The sequence below is a fragment of the Halomicrobium zhouii genome (genome assembly GCF_900114435.1).
GTDB classification, from domain to species: domain Archaea; phylum Halobacteriota; class Halobacteria; order Halobacteriales; family Haloarculaceae; genus Halomicrobium; species Halomicrobium zhouii.
Window position 1 is genome coordinate 34,362 of record NZ_FOZK01000001.1, and the last position, 16,915, is coordinate 51,276.

Annotated in this window: 21 protein-coding genes; 13 read left to right on the forward strand and 8 right to left on the reverse strand. The window is 68.3% G+C overall.

Annotated features, from left to right (window positions below):
- Positions 1–38 precede the first annotated feature (38 nt).
- Positions 39–416 carry a winged helix-turn-helix domain-containing protein gene (locus tag BM337_RS00175; protein WP_089812731.1) on the forward strand — a complete coding sequence of 126 codons (378 nt, stop codon included), beginning with the start codon at positions 39–41 and terminating at the stop codon, positions 414–416.
- Positions 413–712 carry a DUF7521 family protein gene (locus tag BM337_RS00180; protein WP_089812733.1) on the forward strand — a complete coding sequence of 100 codons (300 nt, stop codon included), beginning with the start codon at positions 413–415 and terminating at the stop codon, positions 710–712. Before BM337_RS00175 ends, BM337_RS00180 begins: the two co-directional genes overlap by 4 nt.
- A 20-nt stretch (positions 713–732) precedes the next feature.
- Here BM337_RS00180 and BM337_RS00185 read toward each other — a convergent pair whose 3' ends face one another.
- Positions 733–2,028 carry a hypothetical protein gene (locus BM337_RS00185; RefSeq protein WP_089812735.1) on the reverse strand — a complete coding sequence of 432 codons (1,296 nt, stop codon included), beginning with the start codon at positions 2,026–2,028 and terminating at the stop codon, positions 733–735.
- Positions 2,029–2,116: 88 nt separating this feature from the next.
- Here BM337_RS00185 and BM337_RS00190 point away from each other — a divergent pair, with 88 nt between their 5' ends.
- Positions 2,117–2,386 carry a DUF2249 domain-containing protein gene (locus BM337_RS00190; RefSeq protein ID WP_089812736.1) on the forward strand — a complete coding sequence of 90 codons (270 nt, stop codon included), beginning with the start codon at positions 2,117–2,119 and terminating at the stop codon, positions 2,384–2,386.
- Positions 2,383–2,778 carry a hypothetical protein gene (locus BM337_RS00195; RefSeq protein ID WP_089812738.1) on the forward strand — a complete coding sequence of 132 codons (396 nt, stop codon included), beginning with the start codon at positions 2,383–2,385 and terminating at the stop codon, positions 2,776–2,778. Before BM337_RS00190 ends, BM337_RS00195 begins: the two co-directional genes overlap by 4 nt.
- A 12-nt stretch (positions 2,779–2,790) precedes the next feature.
- Here the strand turns inward: BM337_RS00195 and BM337_RS00200 are convergent, their stop codons facing one another.
- The 3 genes from BM337_RS00200 to BM337_RS00210 all read right to left on the reverse strand — a co-directional run bounded on the left by BM337_RS00200 (position 2,791) and on the right by BM337_RS00210 (position 3,778).
- Complete coding sequence (locus BM337_RS00200; RefSeq protein WP_089812740.1) at positions 2,791–3,087, reverse strand: cupin domain-containing protein; 297 nt, start codon at positions 3,085–3,087, stop codon at positions 2,791–2,793.
- A gap of 4 nt (positions 3,088–3,091) precedes the next feature.
- Complete coding sequence (locus BM337_RS00205; protein ID WP_089812742.1) at positions 3,092–3,325, reverse strand: DUF2249 domain-containing protein; 234 nt, start codon at positions 3,323–3,325, stop codon at positions 3,092–3,094.
- Between the two features lie 78 nt (positions 3,326–3,403).
- A complete protein-coding gene (locus BM337_RS00210) occupies positions 3,404–3,778 on the reverse strand; it encodes a cupin domain-containing protein (RefSeq protein ID WP_089812745.1) in 375 nt (124 codons plus the stop codon).
- An 87-nt stretch (positions 3,779–3,865) separates the two neighbouring features.
- Between BM337_RS00210 and BM337_RS00215 the strand changes: the two genes are divergently transcribed.
- Complete coding sequence (locus BM337_RS00215; protein ID WP_089812747.1) at positions 3,866–4,420, forward strand: DUF7998 family protein; 555 nt, start codon at positions 3,866–3,868, stop codon at positions 4,418–4,420.
- Positions 4,421–4,514: 94 nt separating this feature from the next.
- On the forward strand, positions 4,515–6,257 hold the full coding sequence (locus BM337_RS00220) for a cbb3-type cytochrome c oxidase subunit I (RefSeq protein WP_394327756.1): 1,743 nt from the start codon (positions 4,515–4,517) through the stop codon (positions 6,255–6,257).
- A 178-nt stretch (positions 6,258–6,435) separates the two neighbouring features.
- Here BM337_RS00220 and BM337_RS00225 read toward each other — a convergent pair whose 3' ends face one another.
- Complete coding sequence (locus BM337_RS00225) at positions 6,436–6,654, reverse strand: DUF2249 domain-containing protein (protein ID WP_089812749.1); 219 nt, start codon at positions 6,652–6,654, stop codon at positions 6,436–6,438.
- Positions 6,655–6,730: 76 nt separating this feature from the next.
- Positions 6,731–7,000 (reverse strand): DUF7553 family protein, encoded by a 270-nt coding sequence (locus BM337_RS00230; protein ID WP_089812751.1) that lies wholly within the window; start codon positions 6,998–7,000, stop codon positions 6,731–6,733.
- 158 nt (positions 7,001–7,158) lie between these two features.
- Between BM337_RS00230 and cysK the strand changes: the two genes are divergently transcribed.
- Both cysK and BM337_RS00240 read left to right on the forward strand, forming a co-directional pair.
- Positions 7,159–8,064 (forward strand): cysteine synthase A, encoded by a 906-nt coding sequence (cysK, locus tag BM337_RS00235; protein ID WP_089812753.1) that lies wholly within the window; start codon positions 7,159–7,161, stop codon positions 8,062–8,064.
- A 94-nt stretch (positions 8,065–8,158) separates the two neighbouring features.
- A complete protein-coding gene (locus tag BM337_RS00240) occupies positions 8,159–8,845 on the forward strand; it encodes a helix-turn-helix domain-containing protein (protein ID WP_089812755.1) in 687 nt (228 codons plus the stop codon).
- Here the strand turns inward: BM337_RS00240 and BM337_RS00245 are convergent.
- Positions 8,817–9,470, reverse strand: coding sequence for a helix-turn-helix domain-containing protein (locus BM337_RS00245; protein WP_089812757.1), 654 nt, complete (start codon positions 9,468–9,470; stop codon positions 8,817–8,819). The two genes, BM337_RS00240 and BM337_RS00245, sit on opposite strands and share 29 nt — an antisense overlap.
- Before the next feature lie 111 nt (positions 9,471–9,581).
- On the opposite strand from BM337_RS00245, the gene BM337_RS00250 reads away from it, so the two are divergent.
- The 3 genes from BM337_RS00250 (at position 9,582) to BM337_RS00260 (ending at position 11,655) form a co-directional block, all read left to right on the forward strand.
- Positions 9,582–9,995, forward strand: coding sequence for an SRPBCC family protein (locus BM337_RS00250; protein WP_089812760.1), 414 nt, complete (start codon positions 9,582–9,584; stop codon positions 9,993–9,995).
- A 51-nt stretch (positions 9,996–10,046) separates the two neighbouring features.
- Positions 10,047–10,352: a CGCGG family putative rSAM-modified RiPP protein gene (locus BM337_RS00255; RefSeq protein WP_089812762.1), complete on the forward strand. Its 306-nt coding sequence runs from the start codon at positions 10,047–10,049 to the stop codon at positions 10,350–10,352.
- A gap of 94 nt (positions 10,353–10,446) precedes the next feature.
- Positions 10,447–11,655, forward strand: coding sequence for a hypothetical protein (locus BM337_RS00260; protein WP_089812764.1), 1,209 nt, complete (start codon positions 10,447–10,449; stop codon positions 11,653–11,655).
- A gap of 26 nt (positions 11,656–11,681) precedes the next feature.
- Here the strand turns inward: BM337_RS00260 and BM337_RS00265 are convergent, their stop codons facing one another.
- Positions 11,682–11,972: a chorismate mutase gene (locus BM337_RS00265; protein WP_089812766.1), complete on the reverse strand. Its 291-nt coding sequence runs from the start codon at positions 11,970–11,972 to the stop codon at positions 11,682–11,684.
- A gap of 187 nt (positions 11,973–12,159) precedes the next feature.
- Here BM337_RS00265 and ileS point away from each other — a divergent pair, with 187 nt between their 5' ends.
- Together ileS and BM337_RS00275 are read left to right on the forward strand one after the other, a co-directional pair.
- Positions 12,160–15,378, forward strand: coding sequence for an isoleucine--tRNA ligase (gene ileS / locus BM337_RS00270; protein ID WP_089812768.1), 3,219 nt, complete (start codon positions 12,160–12,162; stop codon positions 15,376–15,378).
- A 261-nt stretch (positions 15,379–15,639) separates the two neighbouring features.
- The gene (locus BM337_RS00275; RefSeq protein WP_089812771.1) at positions 15,640–16,908 is read left to right on the forward strand and encodes an MFS transporter; all 1,269 of its coding nucleotides are present in this window, start codon (positions 15,640–15,642) and stop codon (positions 16,906–16,908) included.
- Positions 16,909–16,915: the final 7 nt, after the last annotated feature.

Below are 16,915 nucleotides of genomic sequence, written 5' to 3' on the forward strand. Positions count from 1 at the left end.
GGGGTTATGGTGCTTCCGTCCAGAGACCGGCAGGAGAGATGGTCCGTGACCCGTTCGGCGACCAGGAGGGGCCCGACTTCGAGGACGTCCTCGACGCGCTCGACGACGAGGACTGTCGGGCGATCGTCAAGGCGCTCGACGAGCCCATGACGGCCAGCGAGATCTCCGAGGCCAGCGACGTCCCGCTGTCGACCTGTTACCGGAAGATAGAGCTCCTGACGGAGGCCTCGCTCCTGGCCGAGGGCGTCGAGGTGCGCCCCGACGGGCAACACGCGAGCCGGTACGCCATCGACTTCGAGGAGGTCGTCGTCATGCTCGACGAGGACCGCGAGTTCGACGTCGACATCGCCCACCGCCCCCGGTCGGCGGACCAGCGCCTGGCCACGCTCTGGTCGGAGGTTAGAAAGGAAACATGAGCCCGCACGTTCCAAGTTCAGAGATCGGTATCATCGCGACGAAGACGCTCACGCTCGTCCTGGGCGGCCTCATCACGTACTACTCGTACAAGGCGTACAAACGGACCCAGGCGCGCGAGTTAGGCGCGCTCGCCCTCGGATTCGGGGTGATAACGATCGGGGCGTTCCTCGGCGGGATCCTCCACCTCGTGGTGGCCCAGTTCTTCCACATCGACCTGGCCGTCCCCATCTTCATCGAGAGTCTGCTGATGACCGCCGGCCTCGGCGTCATCCTCTACTCGCTGTACGCCCGGTGACCAGACGCGGGCCACCCTTCTCACGCGCTCCCGGGCAGTAGTCCCCGTATCGAGTCGTCGCCGTGACGCACGACGACCAGCGCCAGGTTCGCCGCGAACAGCGCCGCGCCCACGGCGAGAACGACCGCCCCGGCTCGTCCGAAGCCGCCACCGAGGGCGTCGCCGCCAGCGAGCAGCGCACCGCCGCCGAGGACGAGGAGCAGTTCGACCGCGGCGACCCGCCCGTCGTAGAGGTCGTCGACCATCGGCACCGGTTCGAACCCGAGCAGGTCGCTGTACTCGCGGACCCAGATCAGGAACGGGACGATGTGGTAGAGCGTCCCCGCGACGACGAAGCCGACGACGCCGGCCAGAAGCAGCGGACCGACGTTCGGTGCGCCGTACAGGGAGGCCAGCGGGTCGATCCACCAGGCGACGGCCGCCGTCGCGCCCCACGCCACGGCGAACCCGGCGACCAGGCTGTACCTGGTGAGCATCGGGTTCCAGTCGACCCGTGTCAGGCGGAGCCTGTTCGCGAGGACGAGCCCGACGCCCACGAGGGAGACGGCCACGACCAGCCCGCCCGCCCTGGCGAGCCAGCCGTGGGCGAGGAGTCTTCCCAGGGCGAGCGCGGCGACGCCGACGGGATAGGCGACGGTCTCCGCCCGCTGAAAGCGTCGTTCGACCGGGCCCAGTTCCGTCTGGGTGAACATCGTCGCCAGCTGGTACAGCGCGCCGACGACCGTCGTCAGCACGGCCCCGAACACCGCTAGCGTGGCGTGAGCGCCCAGCAGGCCGGCGTGGTCGACGCCCGCGACGGGGAACAGGCCCAGTGTCAGGTCGAGCGCGAGCAGCGGCCCGAGCGTCGTCACGGCCAGGAACCACGCCAGCGCCACGGCGAAGTGCCGTTCGGTCACGTCGAACTCCTCGACCCCACGCAGCGTCCGCCCGAGGTTGTAGACGAACGTCCAGAATCCCAGCGCGGCGACGAGCCCGGCGATCGGTGCCAGTCCATACCGGCCGGTGAGAAACGCGCTCGCCAGGCCCGCCAGTCCCAGGGTGACGAGCCCGAGTTGCCAGACAGCCAGCCGACGGGAGTACAGGCCGACGTTGGACCACACCGGGACGAACTGCGTCATCGCGCCCATGATCGTCACGCAGACCCAGCCGGCCAGCAGGAGGTGGACGGTCCCCAGCGTGCCGCCACGGTCCCCCGGTTCGGCCGCGACGGTAACGACGCCGGCGAGCAGAAAGGCCAGGCCGACCAGAAAGTGACCGAGGGGAACGACGGTCGGCGGGCCCCGGTCCGCGTCGACGTCCGCGGGTATCGCGCTCATGGATCGACGGTGGGGGCCGACGTTGCTGGCTCTGGGCCCGAACATATTCGGGGAAACGGTCGGCGGCGTCGGGCCGGTAGGGTCACCCATGGAAGAGGCCACCCGGTCCGTCCTGGCGGAGACCGACGCACCGAGCGACGCCCTCGTCGAGACGCTGGACGTCGCCGCCGCCGGCCCGCCCGCCCCGCTCCGCCAGACCCTGGAACTGCTCCCGGATCTGGCCGACGACGTCGTCCTCGTCCAGTACAACGACCGCGCGCCCCAGCACCTCTACCCGAAGCTCGAGGACCGCGGGTACGCCTACGAGACGGTCGAACAGGCGGACGCGACTATCACGGTCATCTGGAAGGAACTGTGACGGAGCCGACCGCGAGCGAGGGGGCGACGACCGACGTGAGGGGGAGCGAGGAGCCGGGCGACCGGACGGCGAGCGACGGAGCGATGGACGACGGGTTAACTGGCGGGAGCGAACTGCGACAGATCCGTGAGCGGGCCGAGACGATCCGGGACGAAGCGGTCGCGCGGGCGTACTCGCAGCTGGCCGCGCGCGGCGACCTCACGCCGGAACAACGCGGGGCCGTCGCGGAACTGGCCAACCGGCTCGTCGAGAACCTGCTGGCAGCGCCCGCGTGTGGGCTGCCAGAGACGGGAGAGACGGAAGGAGCGGCAGAGGCAGGAGCGGTGGGAGAACGGGGCGACGAAGCGAACGAGGCGGTCGCCGAGATCGTCCGGGAACTGTTTCTGGAATAGACGAGTCGCGGCCTACGCCTTCGCGAGGACGACGAGTGCCCGCGCGTCCGAGACGGCCTTCGGCGATATCTGGCAGTCACCGTCGAACCGGAGCACGTCGCCGGCCGACAGGTCGTGGGTCTCGTCGTCGAGGTCGAGCGCGATCTCGCCCTCGAGGACGTGAAAGAGGATCTGTCTGTCGGGGTGGTCGTGGGCCGGGACCCGCTGGTCGGCCGACAGGGAGAGGTGGACGGTCCGGGGCTCGCCCTCGAACAGCGCCGCTCGCCCCGCTTCGTCGGCCGCGTCGACGTTCGCGCGTTCGATGCTCATCGAGTCACACCTTGGGCAGCGTCGCGACGAACTTGCCCGGTTCCGCCCGCTCGCAGTCGTAGTTCTCCGCGTCGAAGGCGTCGACCTCGGCCTGGAACTCGTAGAACAGCGGCTTGGGCTCGTGGTCGTTGACGATTTCGAGGGCCTCACCGCTCCCGAGCGCCTCGAAAGCCGAGTGGATCATCGGGTGGCGTTCCGCCGGCGGGACGTCGCGCAGGTCGAGCGTCGTTTCTGGCATGCGACTGGCGGTTCGTTCCTGGGCCTGGAGGTGGTTGCCCCGAATATGTTCGGGTGCCGGTGCGGAGTCACCGGACAGTCACTCGAGTTCCGGTTCGAACTCGTCCCGTTCGAGACCGCGGCGAACCGGCTCGTGGGCCGCCTCGCCCGGCGGCGGTGCGGTCACGAGCGTCGCCTGCAGTTCCGTCTCGGCGCGAACGCCGCGTTTCTCGCCAGCCGGGACCACGACGACCGACCCCGGTTCGACGTGGTGGTCGGTCTCGCCCTCGCGGACGACTCCCTTTCCGGAGTGGACGGTGATGGCCACCTGGCTATCCGGTGCGTGGACGGGGATGAACTGGCCCGGGCGGAAGTAGCCCATGACCACCTTCTGGCTGTCCGACTCGTGGAGAACGCTCGCACGGAACCGGTCGTCCTCGAAAGCGCGCTCGCTCGTGAAGTCTGTCGCGACCATACCGGACCGTCGACGCCCGGACGGCTCCGGGTTGTGCCGAACGTGTTCGGGAGTACGGATAGCCGCGTCGGGACCGAACGACTGCGTATGAACCTCCCCAGCCCGTTCGCCACCGACGACGGCGAGAGCTTCGATCGGTACGACGAGTTCGTCCCCGACAACGTTCCCGAGGTGGGACCGTTCCTCGCCGGCCACGACGTGCTGGACGGCCGGGCCCACGCCGCGTTCCACCGCCTCACCCACGAGCGGTTCGAAGACCGGGGCGTCTACGACATGACCTTCGGATACAACCTCGCCCGCCTCAACCTCGACCCGCGCCACCCGGGTGCCGGCTTCCGCTATGCGCGCCAGAACGACGACCCCACCGTCCTCCGGGCCGAGTTCACGCCGACGACGGAGTTCTGCCCGCAGAGCGATACCCTCTGTCTCGGTGCGTTCCGGGCCTGGAACGGTGCCCCGGAGTCCCACGAGTACGACCTCGTCCGCGTCCGCGTGGCACCGATGCACCACCAGGCCGTCGCCATCAACGGCAAGCTCACGCAGCTGGAAGAGGAGTTCCGCGAATCGGGTGACCTGGCGGCGACCGAGGAGGCCGGTGGACCGGCGGCCACCGAGTCGTCGGCCACTGGCGCCCCCTTCTGAGGGCGTCGGTGGCCCTGGGATTCCAGTGAGGGAGCCACCGCGAACATGTTCCAGACAACCCTGACGGGGTACTGCCTTGAACCCCCTCAGTATCATGGCTCCCGCAGAGACGCTCGCGACGACGGCAGTGATGGCGGCGCTGTCCGTCGTCGTCGTCGCGATGCTGGCACGCGTCGAGGACTGGCACGACTACGTTCCGACTGGCGGCGGTGCGCCCGGACACGGCGAGGAGGTCGGTCACGGCCACGCCGAGAAACCGTCCGGGATCGTGCGCTGGCTGACGACGGTCGACCACAGGGACATCGGGCTCATGTACGGCGCCTTCGCCGTCGTCGCCTTCGCCTGGGGCGGCGTCGCCGTCGTGTTGATGCGCCTGGAACTGGTGACGCCGCCGAGCGACCTGCTCACGGCGAGCACGTACAACGCGCTGATGACGAGCCACGGCATCACGATGCTGTTCCTCTTCGGCACGCCCATCCTGGCGGCGTTCTCGAACTACCTCGTCCCGCTGCTCATCGGCGCCGACGACATGGCGTTCCCGCGGATCAACGCCATCGCGTTCTGGCTCTTGCCGATGGGTGCGATACTCATCTGGGCCGGGTTCTTCCTGCCGGGCGTCGACCCGGCCCAGACGTCCTGGACGATGTACACGCCGCTCTCCATCGAACAGCCGAGTCGGGGGATCGACCTCATGGTGCTCGGCCTGCACCTCACCGGCGTCTCGGCGACGCTGGGGTCGATCAACTTCATCACGACTATCTTCACCGAACGCGGCGAGGGCGTCACGTGGGCGACGCTGGACATCTTCAGCTGGACGGTGCTCGTCCAGTCCGCCCAGATCCTCTTCTCGTTCCCGCTGCTGGGCAGCGCGCTCGTGATGCTCCTGCTCGACCGCAACGTCGGCACGACGTTCTTCACCGCCGACGGCGGCGGGCCGATCCTCTGGCAACACCTGTTCTGGTTCTTCGGCCACCCCGAGGTGTACATCCTGGTCCTCCCGCCGATGGGACTGGTGAGCTACATCCTCCCGAAGTTCACCGGCCGGAAGCTGTTCGGGTTCAAGTACGTCGTCTACTCCACGCTCGCGCTCGGGGTGCTGGCCTTCGGCGTCTGGGCCCACCACATGTTCGCGACGGGTATCGACCCCAGGCTCCGCGCCTCGTTCATGGCGGTCTCCATCGCCATCGCCATCCCGAGCGCGGTCAAGGTCTTCAACTGGATCACGACGATGTGGAACGGCAGCCTGCGACTCGCCGCGCCGTTCCTCTTCTGCGTCGGCTTCGTGTTCAACTTCATCATCGGCGGCGTCACCGGCGTGTTCGAGGCCTCGATCCCCGTCGACCTGCTGCTCCACGACACCTACCAGGTCGTCGCCCACTTCCACTACGTCATCATGGGCGCCATCGCCTTCGCCGTCTTCGCGGGCATCTACTACTGGTTCCCCCTCTACACCGGGCGCTGGTACCAGCGCACCCTGGCGAAGTGGCACTTCTGGCTGACGATGGTCGGCACCAACGTGACGTTCTTCCCGATGATCCTGCTGGGCTACGCCGGGATGCCGCGCCGGTACGCGAGCTACGAGGTCACGGTCGGCCCCGTCGAACTGTTCGCCGGCCTCCACCAGGTCGCGACTCTCGGCGTGATACTGCTGACCTTCGGCCAGCTCGTCTTCGTCTGGAACCTCGTCACCAGCTGGCTCGAGGGCCAGCGCGTCCAGAGCGACGACCCGTGGGACATCGACGACCACCCCACCGCCGCCCGCGAGTGGGAGTGGTTCAAGCAACAGCGTAAGCTAGCCGTCGTCGACGGCGGTAGCGAGGACGCGGGCGAGTCGTAACGGCTCGATTCGAAATCTACCGCGGGCGGGACTGAAAGGGGCGGCCTCCTCGACGAAGGCTGACGCCCCAAGCACCGGAACGAAGTGAGGAGCGCAGGGGCGGCACCCGAGTCGAGGAGGCCGGGGCTTTCGGGTCGTTCTTGGTACTTGTTACGACGGTAGAGAGAACGTTACATCATCAAGCGTGGCTGACGAAGACGTGCCACTCGTCCTCGGCCACTCGCTCGCTCTCGTAGTCGAAGCCGCGCTGGGAGAGGACGCTGTACAGGGGCTCGGGCTCGAAGCTGTTGACCAGTTCCAGCGTCTCCCCCTCCGCCAGGTCAGACAGGGCCGACATGATGTGGGGGAACGGTTCGTCGTCGACGTCGCGCACGTCGAGCGTGGTGGTCGCGGACATACCAACAAGTCGGGTCCGCGCTCGCGTATCGGTTGGCTCGAACACGTTCGGACCGCGGGGCCCAGCGCCGCCTCGCTCACACCGGCTCGAGGCCTTCGCCGTAGGACTCCACCGACCGGCGGGCGCGTTCGACGTCGCTCCGGCGACGCTCGTCGACCTTCTGCTCCAGCGACCGCAGTTTCTCGCGGACGCGACAGCACGCGCCGGGGTCGGTAACGTGCTCGTGTTCCATCGCCCACAGCAGGGCGGCGACCTCGTCGAGACGCTCCTCGGCCCCGGAGTCGGGCGGCGTCTCCATCGCCGCTATCAGTCGCCGGTTCGCCGTGACGAGGGGTGAACAGCCCATGCGTCGAGATACCACCTGCTCCGGGAAGACGGCCAACCCACAGTATTGCGGGGCTCGATTCCCCCGCGGAACTCACCCACCGCCCGTACCCGCCTCGTAAAGACCCCCAATCGGCGGGGTCGGTGCTGACGGCGGCGGCGGGACAATCCTCCGCCGAGATGAACGTAGCCAGCGACGTCACGGAACTGGTCGGCGAGACGCCCCTGCTGACACTGGAGTCCTTCGCGCCCAACCTCTACGGCAAGGTGGAGGCGACCAACCCCGGCGGGTCGGTGAAGGACCGCATCGCCGTCGCGATGCTCGAACGGGCCAAGGAGGAGGGTCACCTCGAACCGGGGACGACCATCGTCGAGCCGACCAGTGGCAACACCGGCGTCGGCCTCGCCGTCGCCGCCGCGGCGAAGGGGTACGACCTCGTCCTGACGATGCCCGAGTCGATGAGCGAGGAGCGACGGAAACTCCTCGGCGCACTCGGAGCCGACCTCGTACTCACGCCCGCCGATGGCGGGATGAACGGCGCCATCAAGGAGGCCGAGGCAATCGCCGCCGGGCGGGAGCCCAGTTTCGTCCCCCAGCAGTTCACCAACCTCGCGAACCCGCGGATCCACCGGGAGACGACCGGGCCCGAGATATGGGCGGCGACCGACGGCGACGTCGACACCGTCGTGGCGGGGGTCGGCACGGGCGGCACCATCACAGGCGTCTCGGAGTACCTGACGGAGGAGCTGGAAGCCGACGTCCGGTCGGTGGCCGTCGAACCGGCCGAATCTGCGGTGATCTCGGGCGAGGACGCGGGCAGCCACTCCATCCAGGGCATCGGCGCCGGGTTCGTCCCCGAGATCCTGCGCACGGAACTGCTGGACGAGGTCCACACGGTCGAGTACGACGACGCGGTCGAGACCGCGCGCAGACTCGCCAGCGAGGAGGGGCTACTCGCCGGCATCTCGTCGGGGGCCGCCCTCGCGGTCGCCGAGCGGGTCGCCGCCGACGCGCCCGAGGACACCGTCGTGGTGATCCTCCCCGACACCGGCGAGCGGTACCTCTCGACGGACCTGTTTGCCTGAGCAGTCGTGCCGTCGGGCGGCCTGTCCAAGTCCGTTGGGCTATCCGAACACGTTCGCCTCAGCCCCTTTGTCGTGGGACTGCGTAGCCACGCCTATGGCACTCGCCGTCGAGTTCGCGGTGGCGTCCCCCGGGTCGTGTCCGGTCGCACAGGCCTCCGAGCGGGCTGGCGAGCGCGTCTCCGGCGTCTCGCGCGCGTCGATCCGGGGCGACGAATCGATAACCGAGGAGTTCCGCCTCCCGGCCGACGCGGCGGGTGAATCGAGCGTCGACGGCGTCGAGGGGCTCGAATCGGTCGCGACGACCGGTTCCGAGACGCTCTATCGCTTCGAGCGGGACCCCGTGAACGACTGTGTCTGTGAAATCATCGAACAGGTCGTCGGGCCGGCGACCGACGTCCGCGCCGAGGACGGCACGCTCGTCGTGACGGCCCACGTCGAGGACCTGGACGCGGTCCGGGCCGTCGTCGAGCGTCTCCGCGAGCCGTTCGACGGCGTCGGCGTCCGGCGGCTGACGAACCTGGAAGCGGACGACCGCGACGACGACCCGCTGGACGACGACGGCCTCACCGACAGACAGCGCGAGGTGGTGCAGACGGCCTACGACATGGGCTACTTCGAGTACCCGAAGGGAGCAAACGCCGGCGAGGTCGCCGACGCGCTCGACATCTCCCGGTCGACGTTCGCCGAACACCTGGCCGCGGCCACGGGAAAACTGTTCGGAGCGGTGCTGGCTGTCGACAGCGGCGACGCAGTCACGCGGACGGCGCGGGCTCGTCCGTGAGCTGGCGCTCGACGAACTCCTTGACGATGGTCTCTTCGGCGCGGTGGAGCGTGTCGCTACAGGAGGACTTGGCGATGCCCACCGCCTCGGCCAGTTCGGTCAGCGAGCAGCGCCGCGGTGTGTCGTAGTACCCTTCCTCGACGGCGGCCCGGACGATCTCGCGCTGGCGGTCCGTCAGCACCTGGTCGCTCGCGGTGTACTGGTGGACGTAGTCGACGGTGAACTGGATGCCGAACTCCTCCAGTTGCTCGCCCAGCTCGGAGAGGCGCTCGTTGGGCGCTGTCACCTCCCAACTGGCCTCGCCGTCGACGATGTCGAAGGGCATCTGGAGCGGGATGCCCGAGCCCCGCGCCGGGAACAGGAGCAGGGGATTGGTCGTCTCGAACTGGACGAGCGCCTCGCCGTCGCGGTGCTGGAGCGTCTCGACGTTCGTCAACTCCTCCTCGTCGACCATCTCGGCCACCACGGTAGCGGCGGCCGGTCCCGTGATCTCGGCCAGTCCCACCCCGCTGAGTTCGTCGGGGATGGCCGCCAGCACGCGGACTCGCGTGTCGGGGTTGTGGCGGGTGATGTCGCCGATCCAGATGCCGTCGGGGATCGTGAGCCGCAGTTTCGCCTCTGGCATGTACGAACATCTTCGCCCCTCGCCCCCATCAGTGTTGCCGAACATGTTCGCCACATCTGCATTGAGCCCGGTCCCACAAGCTTCGACTGTGGAGGCCGAGTACCCCCTGCCATGCAATCAGTCACAGTGACGCGGGAGATAGAGCGTGACCCCGACGAGGTCCGGGCAGCGATGGCCGACGTCGGCGAGTTCATGCGCGCGAGCGGGTTCGACGACGTGACGGTGGACGGCGACACCCTCACCATCGCCAACAGCGTCGGCCTGGCGACCATCGAACTGGTCCTCGACCTGTTCGACGACCCAGAGGCCGTGCTGGCCTACGAACACCGCGAGGGCATCTTCGACGAGATGGTCACGCGCTACTTCCTCGAGGAGACGGCCGACGGCGTCGAGGTCAGCGCCACCACCGACTTCGCGCTGCAGGCCCGCCTCATCGGGCCGCTGCTGGACGCGACGGTCATCAAGCGCCAGCGCCGCGTCGAACTGACCAACCAGTTCGACTGGCTCGAATCGGGACCGGCGTAGGCGAACATATTCGGCCTGGCTCCCTTCTCCGCCCGGCGCCACCGATCAGGTATGACCGCCGTCTCCCACGACGACGTCGAACCGGTCACCGACCGCGTCCACGACAACTCCTGGTCGGCGAACCTGGAGAAGCCCCATCACGGCGAGGACCGCACGCTCGTGCTGGCCCACGCCGCGGACGCCGTCGAGCACACGGCGCCGGGCAACCACGTCAACCTCGTCACCCACGGCGACCACGGCCACCCCGAGGAGTACCTCTACCCCCACCTCGACGAGTGCTTCGGCGACGACGTCGACTACGAGTACGTCGAGCAGTGCGGCTGCGGCGGCCACGTTACAAGGGCCCACGTGCAGTAACGGGAAGCATGGAGCGACCGGAGTGATGAGCGCGACGAGGGCCGAGTCATGACCGCGGGAACGAGGGGCCCATGAACGCGACGAGGACGGAGCGATGAGCGCGGCGACGACGTCTCGGTGGGCGCGCCTGTTCGTCGCGTTCGGCGCGCTGTCGTTCGTCACCTGGCAACTGGCGACGCTGGCCGGCCTCCCCCGCCGCGTGGGCGTCGCGCTCGGTCTCTACGGCTTCGTCTTCCACGTCCTCTTCGGCAAGGCGTACTCGCTCGTTCCCTCGTACTTCGACCGCCAGCTGGCGATTCCGCGAGCCCCGGCCGTCCACCTGCCGTTGACCGCCACCGGGACGCTCTGCCTGGCGCTGGCCGCCGCCACCGTGCCTGGCGTTCCGTCCCTCGTCGGGAGCGCCGGGGCCACGCTGTGGGCCATGGGCGTGGCCGTCTTCCTCGCCGCGCTCGGGTGGACCGTCCGCGACAACCTCACCGGCGCCGAGACGGCGACCGGCGGCGCCAACGAACACCGCCGGCCCGTCGACCGGTGGGCGAACCTGTTCGTCCCCGTCGCGCTGGCCTATCTGGCCGTCGGCACGTACGGCACGCTCGCGCTGTGGACGCCGTTGCCGCCCATCGTCGACGGCTTCGCCCCGCGCGTCACGCACCTCCTGGCCGCTGGGACGGCCACACTGATGGTACTCGCCGTCGGCTTCAGACTGCTACCGCGCTTCCTCGTCGCGTCGCCGCCGCGGCCGCTCGTCGCGCTCGTCCTCCCGGCGGGCGCCGTGGCGCCAGCGATTCTCGCGGCGACCCTGTACGACGGAATCTGGTTCCAGGTGGGCGCGGCACTCCAGGGGATCGCCGTCGGCGGGTTCGCCCTCGCGTACGTGTGGCTGTTCGTCCGGACCGACAGGGACCGCGTTGGGTTCTACGGCGTGCTGGCGGGCGCCGTCGCCGGCCTCGTCGGCGTCGCGCTCGGGGTCATGTTCGCGTTCAGCGGCGTCAGCGCGCCCCTGATCGAGGCCCACTACCGCCTGAACGTCGCGGGCTTTCTCGGCCTGACTATCGTCGGCGTCTCCTACCAGTTCTACCCGCCCGCGGTCGGGAGTATCCGGGGTGTCGGCGACCGGACGGCGTTCGCCTCCATCGGGGCTATCGCAGCGGGGCTCGGGCTGGAAGTCGCCGGGCTGGTCGCGGCCGTTCCGCTCGTGACGACCGCGGGACGGGGTGCGGTTCTCGTGGGCGTACTCCTGTACGCCTGGGTCGTCCTGGCGCTGTTCTGGGAGCGTCACTGGCGCGGTTCGGTTCGTTCGTGAACTGCACCGGCGCCGGTCCGCGGCCCTCACTTGTCTCTCACGACCTCCCGTTCCCGGGCCAGTGAAAGCGCGATCAGGGAGTCAGCCAGTTCGCGCCCTCGTTCCGGGTCGAGGTCCTGCTGTCGAAAGTTGTCCGCGTAGTTGGCCCTGACGACGGCTTCGCGGCCCTCGTCGACGAGGTCGGTCCCCGCGTCAGATTTCACTTCGGCGACGCGTTCGGCAGTCCGAACGCGCTTGGCGATCAGGTCGACAAGGTCGTCGTCGATCCGGTCTATCTCGTCCCGCAACTCCGCGAGATCGGCGGTCTCGTCTGCCATCGGTGAATCAATCGGATCGATACGTGACCCGGGTCGGCAAAAGCGTGGCGCCGGCGGTCATCGTGGCGGTCCCCGGAGAGCGGCGGTGCCCAGCTGCCAACTCCTCCCACCCAACCGATTCCCCTTTAATGCCAGCGTGGATCCAACCACATATGAAGCAATTCGCCACGAAGACGGGGGACCGCCGATGAGTTCCCCGGAGCGGTTCGGAGAAGTCGACGACCAGTACGACCCCGGGGCCGTCGAGGAGCGGGTGTTCGACTACTGGGACGAGGTCGACGCCTACGAGCAGACGGTCGAGCACCGGGCCGACGGCGAGGACTTCTTCTTCGTCGACGGGCCGCCGTACACGTCGGGGTCGGCCCACATGGGCCACGCCTGGAACAAGAGCCTCAAGGACGTCTACATCCGCTACAAGCGGATGCAGGGCTTCGACGTCACGGACCGCCCGGGCTACGACATGCACGGGCTCCCCATCGAGACGAAGGTGGAGGAGGAGATGGAGTTCGAGAACAAGAAGGACATCGAGGAGTTCGGCGTCGAGAACTTCATCGACGCCTGCCGGGAGTTCGCCGAGGGGAGCCTGGACAGCCTCCAGTCCGACTTCATCGACTTCGGCGTCTGGATGGACTGGGACGACCCGTACAAGACGATCAACCCGGAGTACATGGAGGCCGCCTGGTGGGGCTTCGCACAGGCTAACGAGCGCGACCTCGTCGAGCAGGGGATGCGCTCCATCACGCAGTGTCCCCGCTGTGAGACCGCCATCGCCAACAACGAAGTCGAGTACGAGGACGTCGAGGACCCGTCGATCTACGTGAAGTTCCCCCTAGAGGACCGCGAGGGGTTCCTCGTCATCTGGACGACGACGCCGTGGACCATCCCCGCGAACACGTTCGTCGCCGTCGACGCCGACCTCGACTACGTCGGCGTCGACGTCGAGATGGACGGACGGACCGAACGGCTCTACGTCGCCGAAGAGTGCGCCGAGGACGTCGTCCACGAGGCCGGCTACGACGACTACGAGGTCGTCGAGGAACTCACTGGCGAGGAGATGGTCGGCTGGGAGTACGAGCACCCGCTACGCGACGAAGTGCCCGACGCACCGGGCGGCGGCTCGAACGACTTCGAGGGCGCGCTGCAGGTGTACGACGCCGACTACGTCGAGGCCGACCGGACCGGGCTGGTCCACTCCGCACCCGGCCACGGTGAGGAGGACTTCGAGCGCGGTCGCGAACTCGGGCTGGACATCGTCTGTCCCGTCGGCGGCGACGGCGTCTACACCGACGAGGCGGGCATCTACGCTGGCGAGTACGTCAAGGACGTTAACGACGGCATCATCACGGACCTGCGGTCCAGGGGGCTGATGCTCGCTGCGGGCACGACCTCCCACAGCTACGGCCACTGCTGGCGCTGTGACACCGGCATCATCCAGATCGTCACCGACCAGTGGTTCATCACGATCACCGACGTCAAGGCGGACCTGCTGGACAACATCGGGGACTCGAAGTGGTACCCCGAGTGGGCCCGCGAGAACCGCTTCCGTGACTTCGTCGAGGACGCGCCGGACTGGAACGTCTCCCGGCAGCGCTACTGGGGCATCCCCATCCCCATCTGGCTCCCTGACAACTGGAGCGGCGACATGGACGACGCCGTCGTCGTCGCCGACCGCGACGAACTCGCAGAGCGCGTCGACCAGGACGTCGACCCCGACGACGTCGACCTCCACAAGGACACCGTCGACGACCTGACCATCACCGAGGACGGCGTCACCTACGAGCGCGTCCCGGACGTCTTCGACGTCTGGCTCGACTCCTCGGTGGCGACGTGGGGCACGCTCGACTACCCCGAGGAGACCGAGGCCTTCGAGGAGCTGTGGCCCGCCGACCTCATCCTGGAAGCCCACGACCAGACCCGCGGCTGGTTCTGGTCCCAGCTCGGGATGGGCACCGCCGCCGTCGGCGAGAGCCCGTACAAGCGCGTCCTGATGCACGGCCACGCGCTGATGCCCGACGGCCGCGCGATGAGCAAGTCCAGGGACATCCGCGTCGACCCCGGCGAGGTCATCGACGACTACGGCGCCGACCCGATGCGGGCGTTCCTGCTCTCGCTGACGGCTCGCGGGGAGGACATGCAGTTCTCCTACGACGAGACCGCGGAGATGCAACGGCGGCTCAACATCCTCTGGAACGTCTTCCGCTTCCCGCTGCCGTACATGCGGATGGACGGCTTCGACCCGGACGAGGTGAGCGTCGACGACGTCGACCTCGCCATCGAGGACCGCTGGGTGCTCTCCCGGCTCCAGACCGTCGAGGCCGAGGCCACCGAGGCGATGGAGGAGTACCGCCAGGACCTCGCCATCGACGAAGTGCTGGAGTTCGTCGTCGAGGACGTCTCCCGCTACTACGTCCAGCTCGTCCGCGAGCGCATGTGGGAGGAGGAGGACAGCGAGTCCAAGCGGGCCGCCTACGCGACGCTCTACCGGGTCCTCCGCGAGGTCGTCGCGCTGCTGGCGCCCTTTACCCCATTCGTCGCCGAGGAAATCTACGGCCACCTCACCGGTGCTGACGGGCACCCCACCGTCCACATGTGCGACTGGCCCGAGGCCGACGAGCGCCTGCGCGACGACGACCTGGAAACGCGCGTCGAGGCGGTCCGCGCCGTCGAGGAGGCCGGCTCCAACGCCCGCCAGCAGGCCGAACGCAAGCTCCGCTGGCCGGTCACGCGCGTCGTCGTCGATACCGACTCGCTGCCCGTCGCAGACGCTATCGCGGCCCACGAGGACCTGGTCGCCGACCGCCTCAACGCCCGCTCCGTCGAGGTGCTCGGTCCCGACGAGTCCTGGGGCGAACTCAGCTACTCCGCCGAGGCGGACATGTCCGTCCTCGGGCCCGCGTTCGGCGACGACGCCGGACGCGTCATGCAGGCGCTCAACGACGCCCGCGTCGACGGCCCCGACCTCGACGCGCTGGAGAGCGCCGTCGAGGAGAGCCTCGGTGAGGACGTCGAGATAACCGACGAGATGGTCGAGTTCCGCCGGCAGACCCCCGACGGCGTCTCCGGCACCGAGTTCGAGGCCCTGGACGGCTCGGGCGTCGTCTACGTCGACACCACCCTCACCGAGGACATCGAGAGCGAGGGATACGCCCGCGAGGTCGTCCGCCGCGTCCAGGAGATGCGCAAGGACATGGAACTGGACATCGAGGAGCGCATCCGACTCGACCTGTCGGTCGCCGACGAGCGGGTCGACCGCCTGGTCCGAGAGCACGAGGACCTGATCAAAGAGGAGGTCCGCGCCGACGAACTCGGAGACGTCACCGACGGCCACGAGAAAACGTGGGACGTCGAAGGCGTCGAGATGACCATCGCGATAGAGGCCATCGCAACACCAGAAGCGTCCGACTAGTACGGCGCCGAACGCAGTGAAGCGCCGCTTTTTTGGCCCCGATTTTTCGAGGAGCGGTCCCCGCAGCGAACGGAGTGAGCGAGGAGACCCGACGAAGAAAAAGGTGGATGCGGGATCGCGATCGCGCCCGTGGCGTCGGCGGAAGCGTCCGACTAGCAAGGCCCGGAGTTTTTCTTTCACGCCGAACCGGTGGAAACGGCTAATTCGCCGACGAGACCCGTTCCGAAAGTCGTTTTACCACCTGTACTGACTGAGCAGTCAGTGACCGATACGAAGCGACAACTACGGGCGTTGTTTTTCACTCGCTTCGCCAACGCCTACGGGCTGGTGACGCTGTTGACGCTGCTGTCGACGTACATCGAACTCCTCGGTGCGACGGGGCTGGTCGCCGGGATGTTCGTGACCGGACTGACGCTGGCACAGGCCGTCGCGGTCTTGCCAGTCGCCTACCTCGGTGACCGCTTCGACAAGCGGTTCATCCTGCTCGTCGGACTTGGGCTGGCCACCACTGCCTACGCGGCGTTCCCGTTCATCGAAACGTCCCTGGGATTCATTCTGGTCAGAGGGCTCCAGGGCATCGCCGCGACGACAGCCGGATTGCTCGCTCTCGCGCTGGTCGGTGAACTCGCGCGAGACGACGGTCGGGGCAATACCATCGGTGTCTCCAACGCCTGGCGCTTTGCCGCCTCGATCGGCGGGGCGATGTCCGCGGGCGTACTGTACGACGCCTTCGGATTCGGCGCGGTGTTCGGCGTCCTGATGGTCATCACTGCTGGCGCGTTCGTCGCTGTGTGGCGATGGGTCGAACCTGACGAGACAACCGTCGAGGGCTTCGCCTTCTCCGACATGGCGCTCAATCGCCGTATCCTCACGATCACGAGTTTCCGCGCCCAGTACGCCGTCGCCGTGACGCTCGTCCGGACCTGGGTCCCCATCTTCGCCGGCGTGTCGGTCGCACGTGGCGGCCTCGGGTTCACCGCCGAGGGGAACGCCGCGGCGGCCGGCGCGACGGCCGTGGCGGTGATCGTCTCCGCAGAGAAATTCACCAACATGCTCAGCCAGCCCTACATGGGCGGGCTCTCGGACCGGTTCGGCCGCGCACGGTTCGTCTTCCTCGGGGGGCTGTTCTACGGGGCCGTCGCTATCGTCGTTCCGTTCACGCCCGCGATCGGCACTGCGCTCGGGCTGCCGGCCGTCTTCCCCTTCTTCGGCGACCTCTCGACGGCATTCATTCCGCTGCTGGTCGTCACGGGACTCCTCGGCGTCGCCGACTCCATCCGTGAACCCGCCAGTATGGCGCTGTTCGCTGACGAAGGGACAGGTTCGGGTGTCGCAGCCAGCTTCGGCGTCCGCGACCTCGTCTGGCGGCCCGGTTCGATCCTCGCACCGCTGGCCGGCGGATGGCTCATGACTAACGCCGGCATGGAGTGGGTGTTCTACCTCGGCGCAGCCGCGGCGTTCACCGGCGTGTTCGCCTTCCTCGGCATCCTCTCGTACGACCACGGTCGCGCAGGGCTGACGAAGTGGTAGGGTCCGG

What these genes read in the sequence shown, in the direction of transcription:
- BM337_RS00255 (WP_089812762.1), top strand. Translation starts at nt 10,047, where the DNA reads ATGACCGCCGTCTCCCACGACGACGTCGAACCGGTCACCGACCGCGTC.
- BM337_RS00180 (WP_089812733.1), top strand. Translation starts at nt 413, where the DNA reads ATGAGCCCGCACGTTCCAAGTTCAGAGATCGGTATCATCGCGACGAAG.
- BM337_RS00205 (WP_089812742.1), bottom strand. Translation starts at nt 3,325, where the DNA reads ATGCCAGAAACGACGCTCGACCTGCGCGACGTCCCGCCGGCGGAACGC.
- BM337_RS00190 (WP_089812736.1), top strand. Translation starts at nt 2,117, where the DNA reads ATGGAAGAGGCCACCCGGTCCGTCCTGGCGGAGACCGACGCACCGAGC.
- BM337_RS00220 (WP_394327756.1), top strand. Translation starts at nt 4,515, where the DNA reads ATGGCTCCCGCAGAGACGCTCGCGACGACGGCAGTGATGGCGGCGCTG.
- BM337_RS00210 (WP_089812745.1), bottom strand. Translation starts at nt 3,778, where the DNA reads ATGGTCGCGACAGACTTCACGAGCGAGCGCGCTTTCGAGGACGACCGG.
- BM337_RS00200 (WP_089812740.1), bottom strand. Translation starts at nt 3,087, where the DNA reads ATGAGCATCGAACGCGCGAACGTCGACGCGGCCGACGAAGCGGGGCGA.
- BM337_RS00175 (WP_089812731.1), top strand. Translation starts at nt 39, where the DNA reads ATGGTCCGTGACCCGTTCGGCGACCAGGAGGGGCCCGACTTCGAGGAC.
- BM337_RS00240 (WP_089812755.1), top strand. Translation starts at nt 8,159, where the DNA reads ATGGCACTCGCCGTCGAGTTCGCGGTGGCGTCCCCCGGGTCGTGTCCG.
- BM337_RS00250 (WP_089812760.1), top strand. Translation starts at nt 9,582, where the DNA reads ATGCAATCAGTCACAGTGACGCGGGAGATAGAGCGTGACCCCGACGAG.
- BM337_RS00225 (WP_089812749.1), bottom strand. Translation starts at nt 6,654, where the DNA reads ATGTCCGCGACCACCACGCTCGACGTGCGCGACGTCGACGACGAACCG.
- ileS (WP_089812768.1), top strand. Translation starts at nt 12,160, where the DNA reads ATGAGTTCCCCGGAGCGGTTCGGAGAAGTCGACGACCAGTACGACCCC.
- BM337_RS00215 (WP_089812747.1), top strand. Translation starts at nt 3,866, where the DNA reads ATGAACCTCCCCAGCCCGTTCGCCACCGACGACGGCGAGAGCTTCGAT.
- BM337_RS00230 (WP_089812751.1), bottom strand. Translation starts at nt 7,000, where the DNA reads ATGGGCTGTTCACCCCTCGTCACGGCGAACCGGCGACTGATAGCGGCG.
- BM337_RS00245 (WP_089812757.1), bottom strand. Translation starts at nt 9,470, where the DNA reads ATGCCAGAGGCGAAACTGCGGCTCACGATCCCCGACGGCATCTGGATC.
- cysK (WP_089812753.1), top strand. Translation starts at nt 7,159, where the DNA reads ATGAACGTAGCCAGCGACGTCACGGAACTGGTCGGCGAGACGCCCCTG.
- BM337_RS00265 (WP_089812766.1), bottom strand. Translation starts at nt 11,972, where the DNA reads ATGGCAGACGAGACCGCCGATCTCGCGGAGTTGCGGGACGAGATAGAC.
- BM337_RS00260 (WP_089812764.1), top strand. Translation starts at nt 10,447, where the DNA reads ATGAGCGCGGCGACGACGTCTCGGTGGGCGCGCCTGTTCGTCGCGTTC.
- BM337_RS00185 (WP_089812735.1), bottom strand. Translation starts at nt 2,028, where the DNA reads ATGAGCGCGATACCCGCGGACGTCGACGCGGACCGGGGCCCGCCGACC.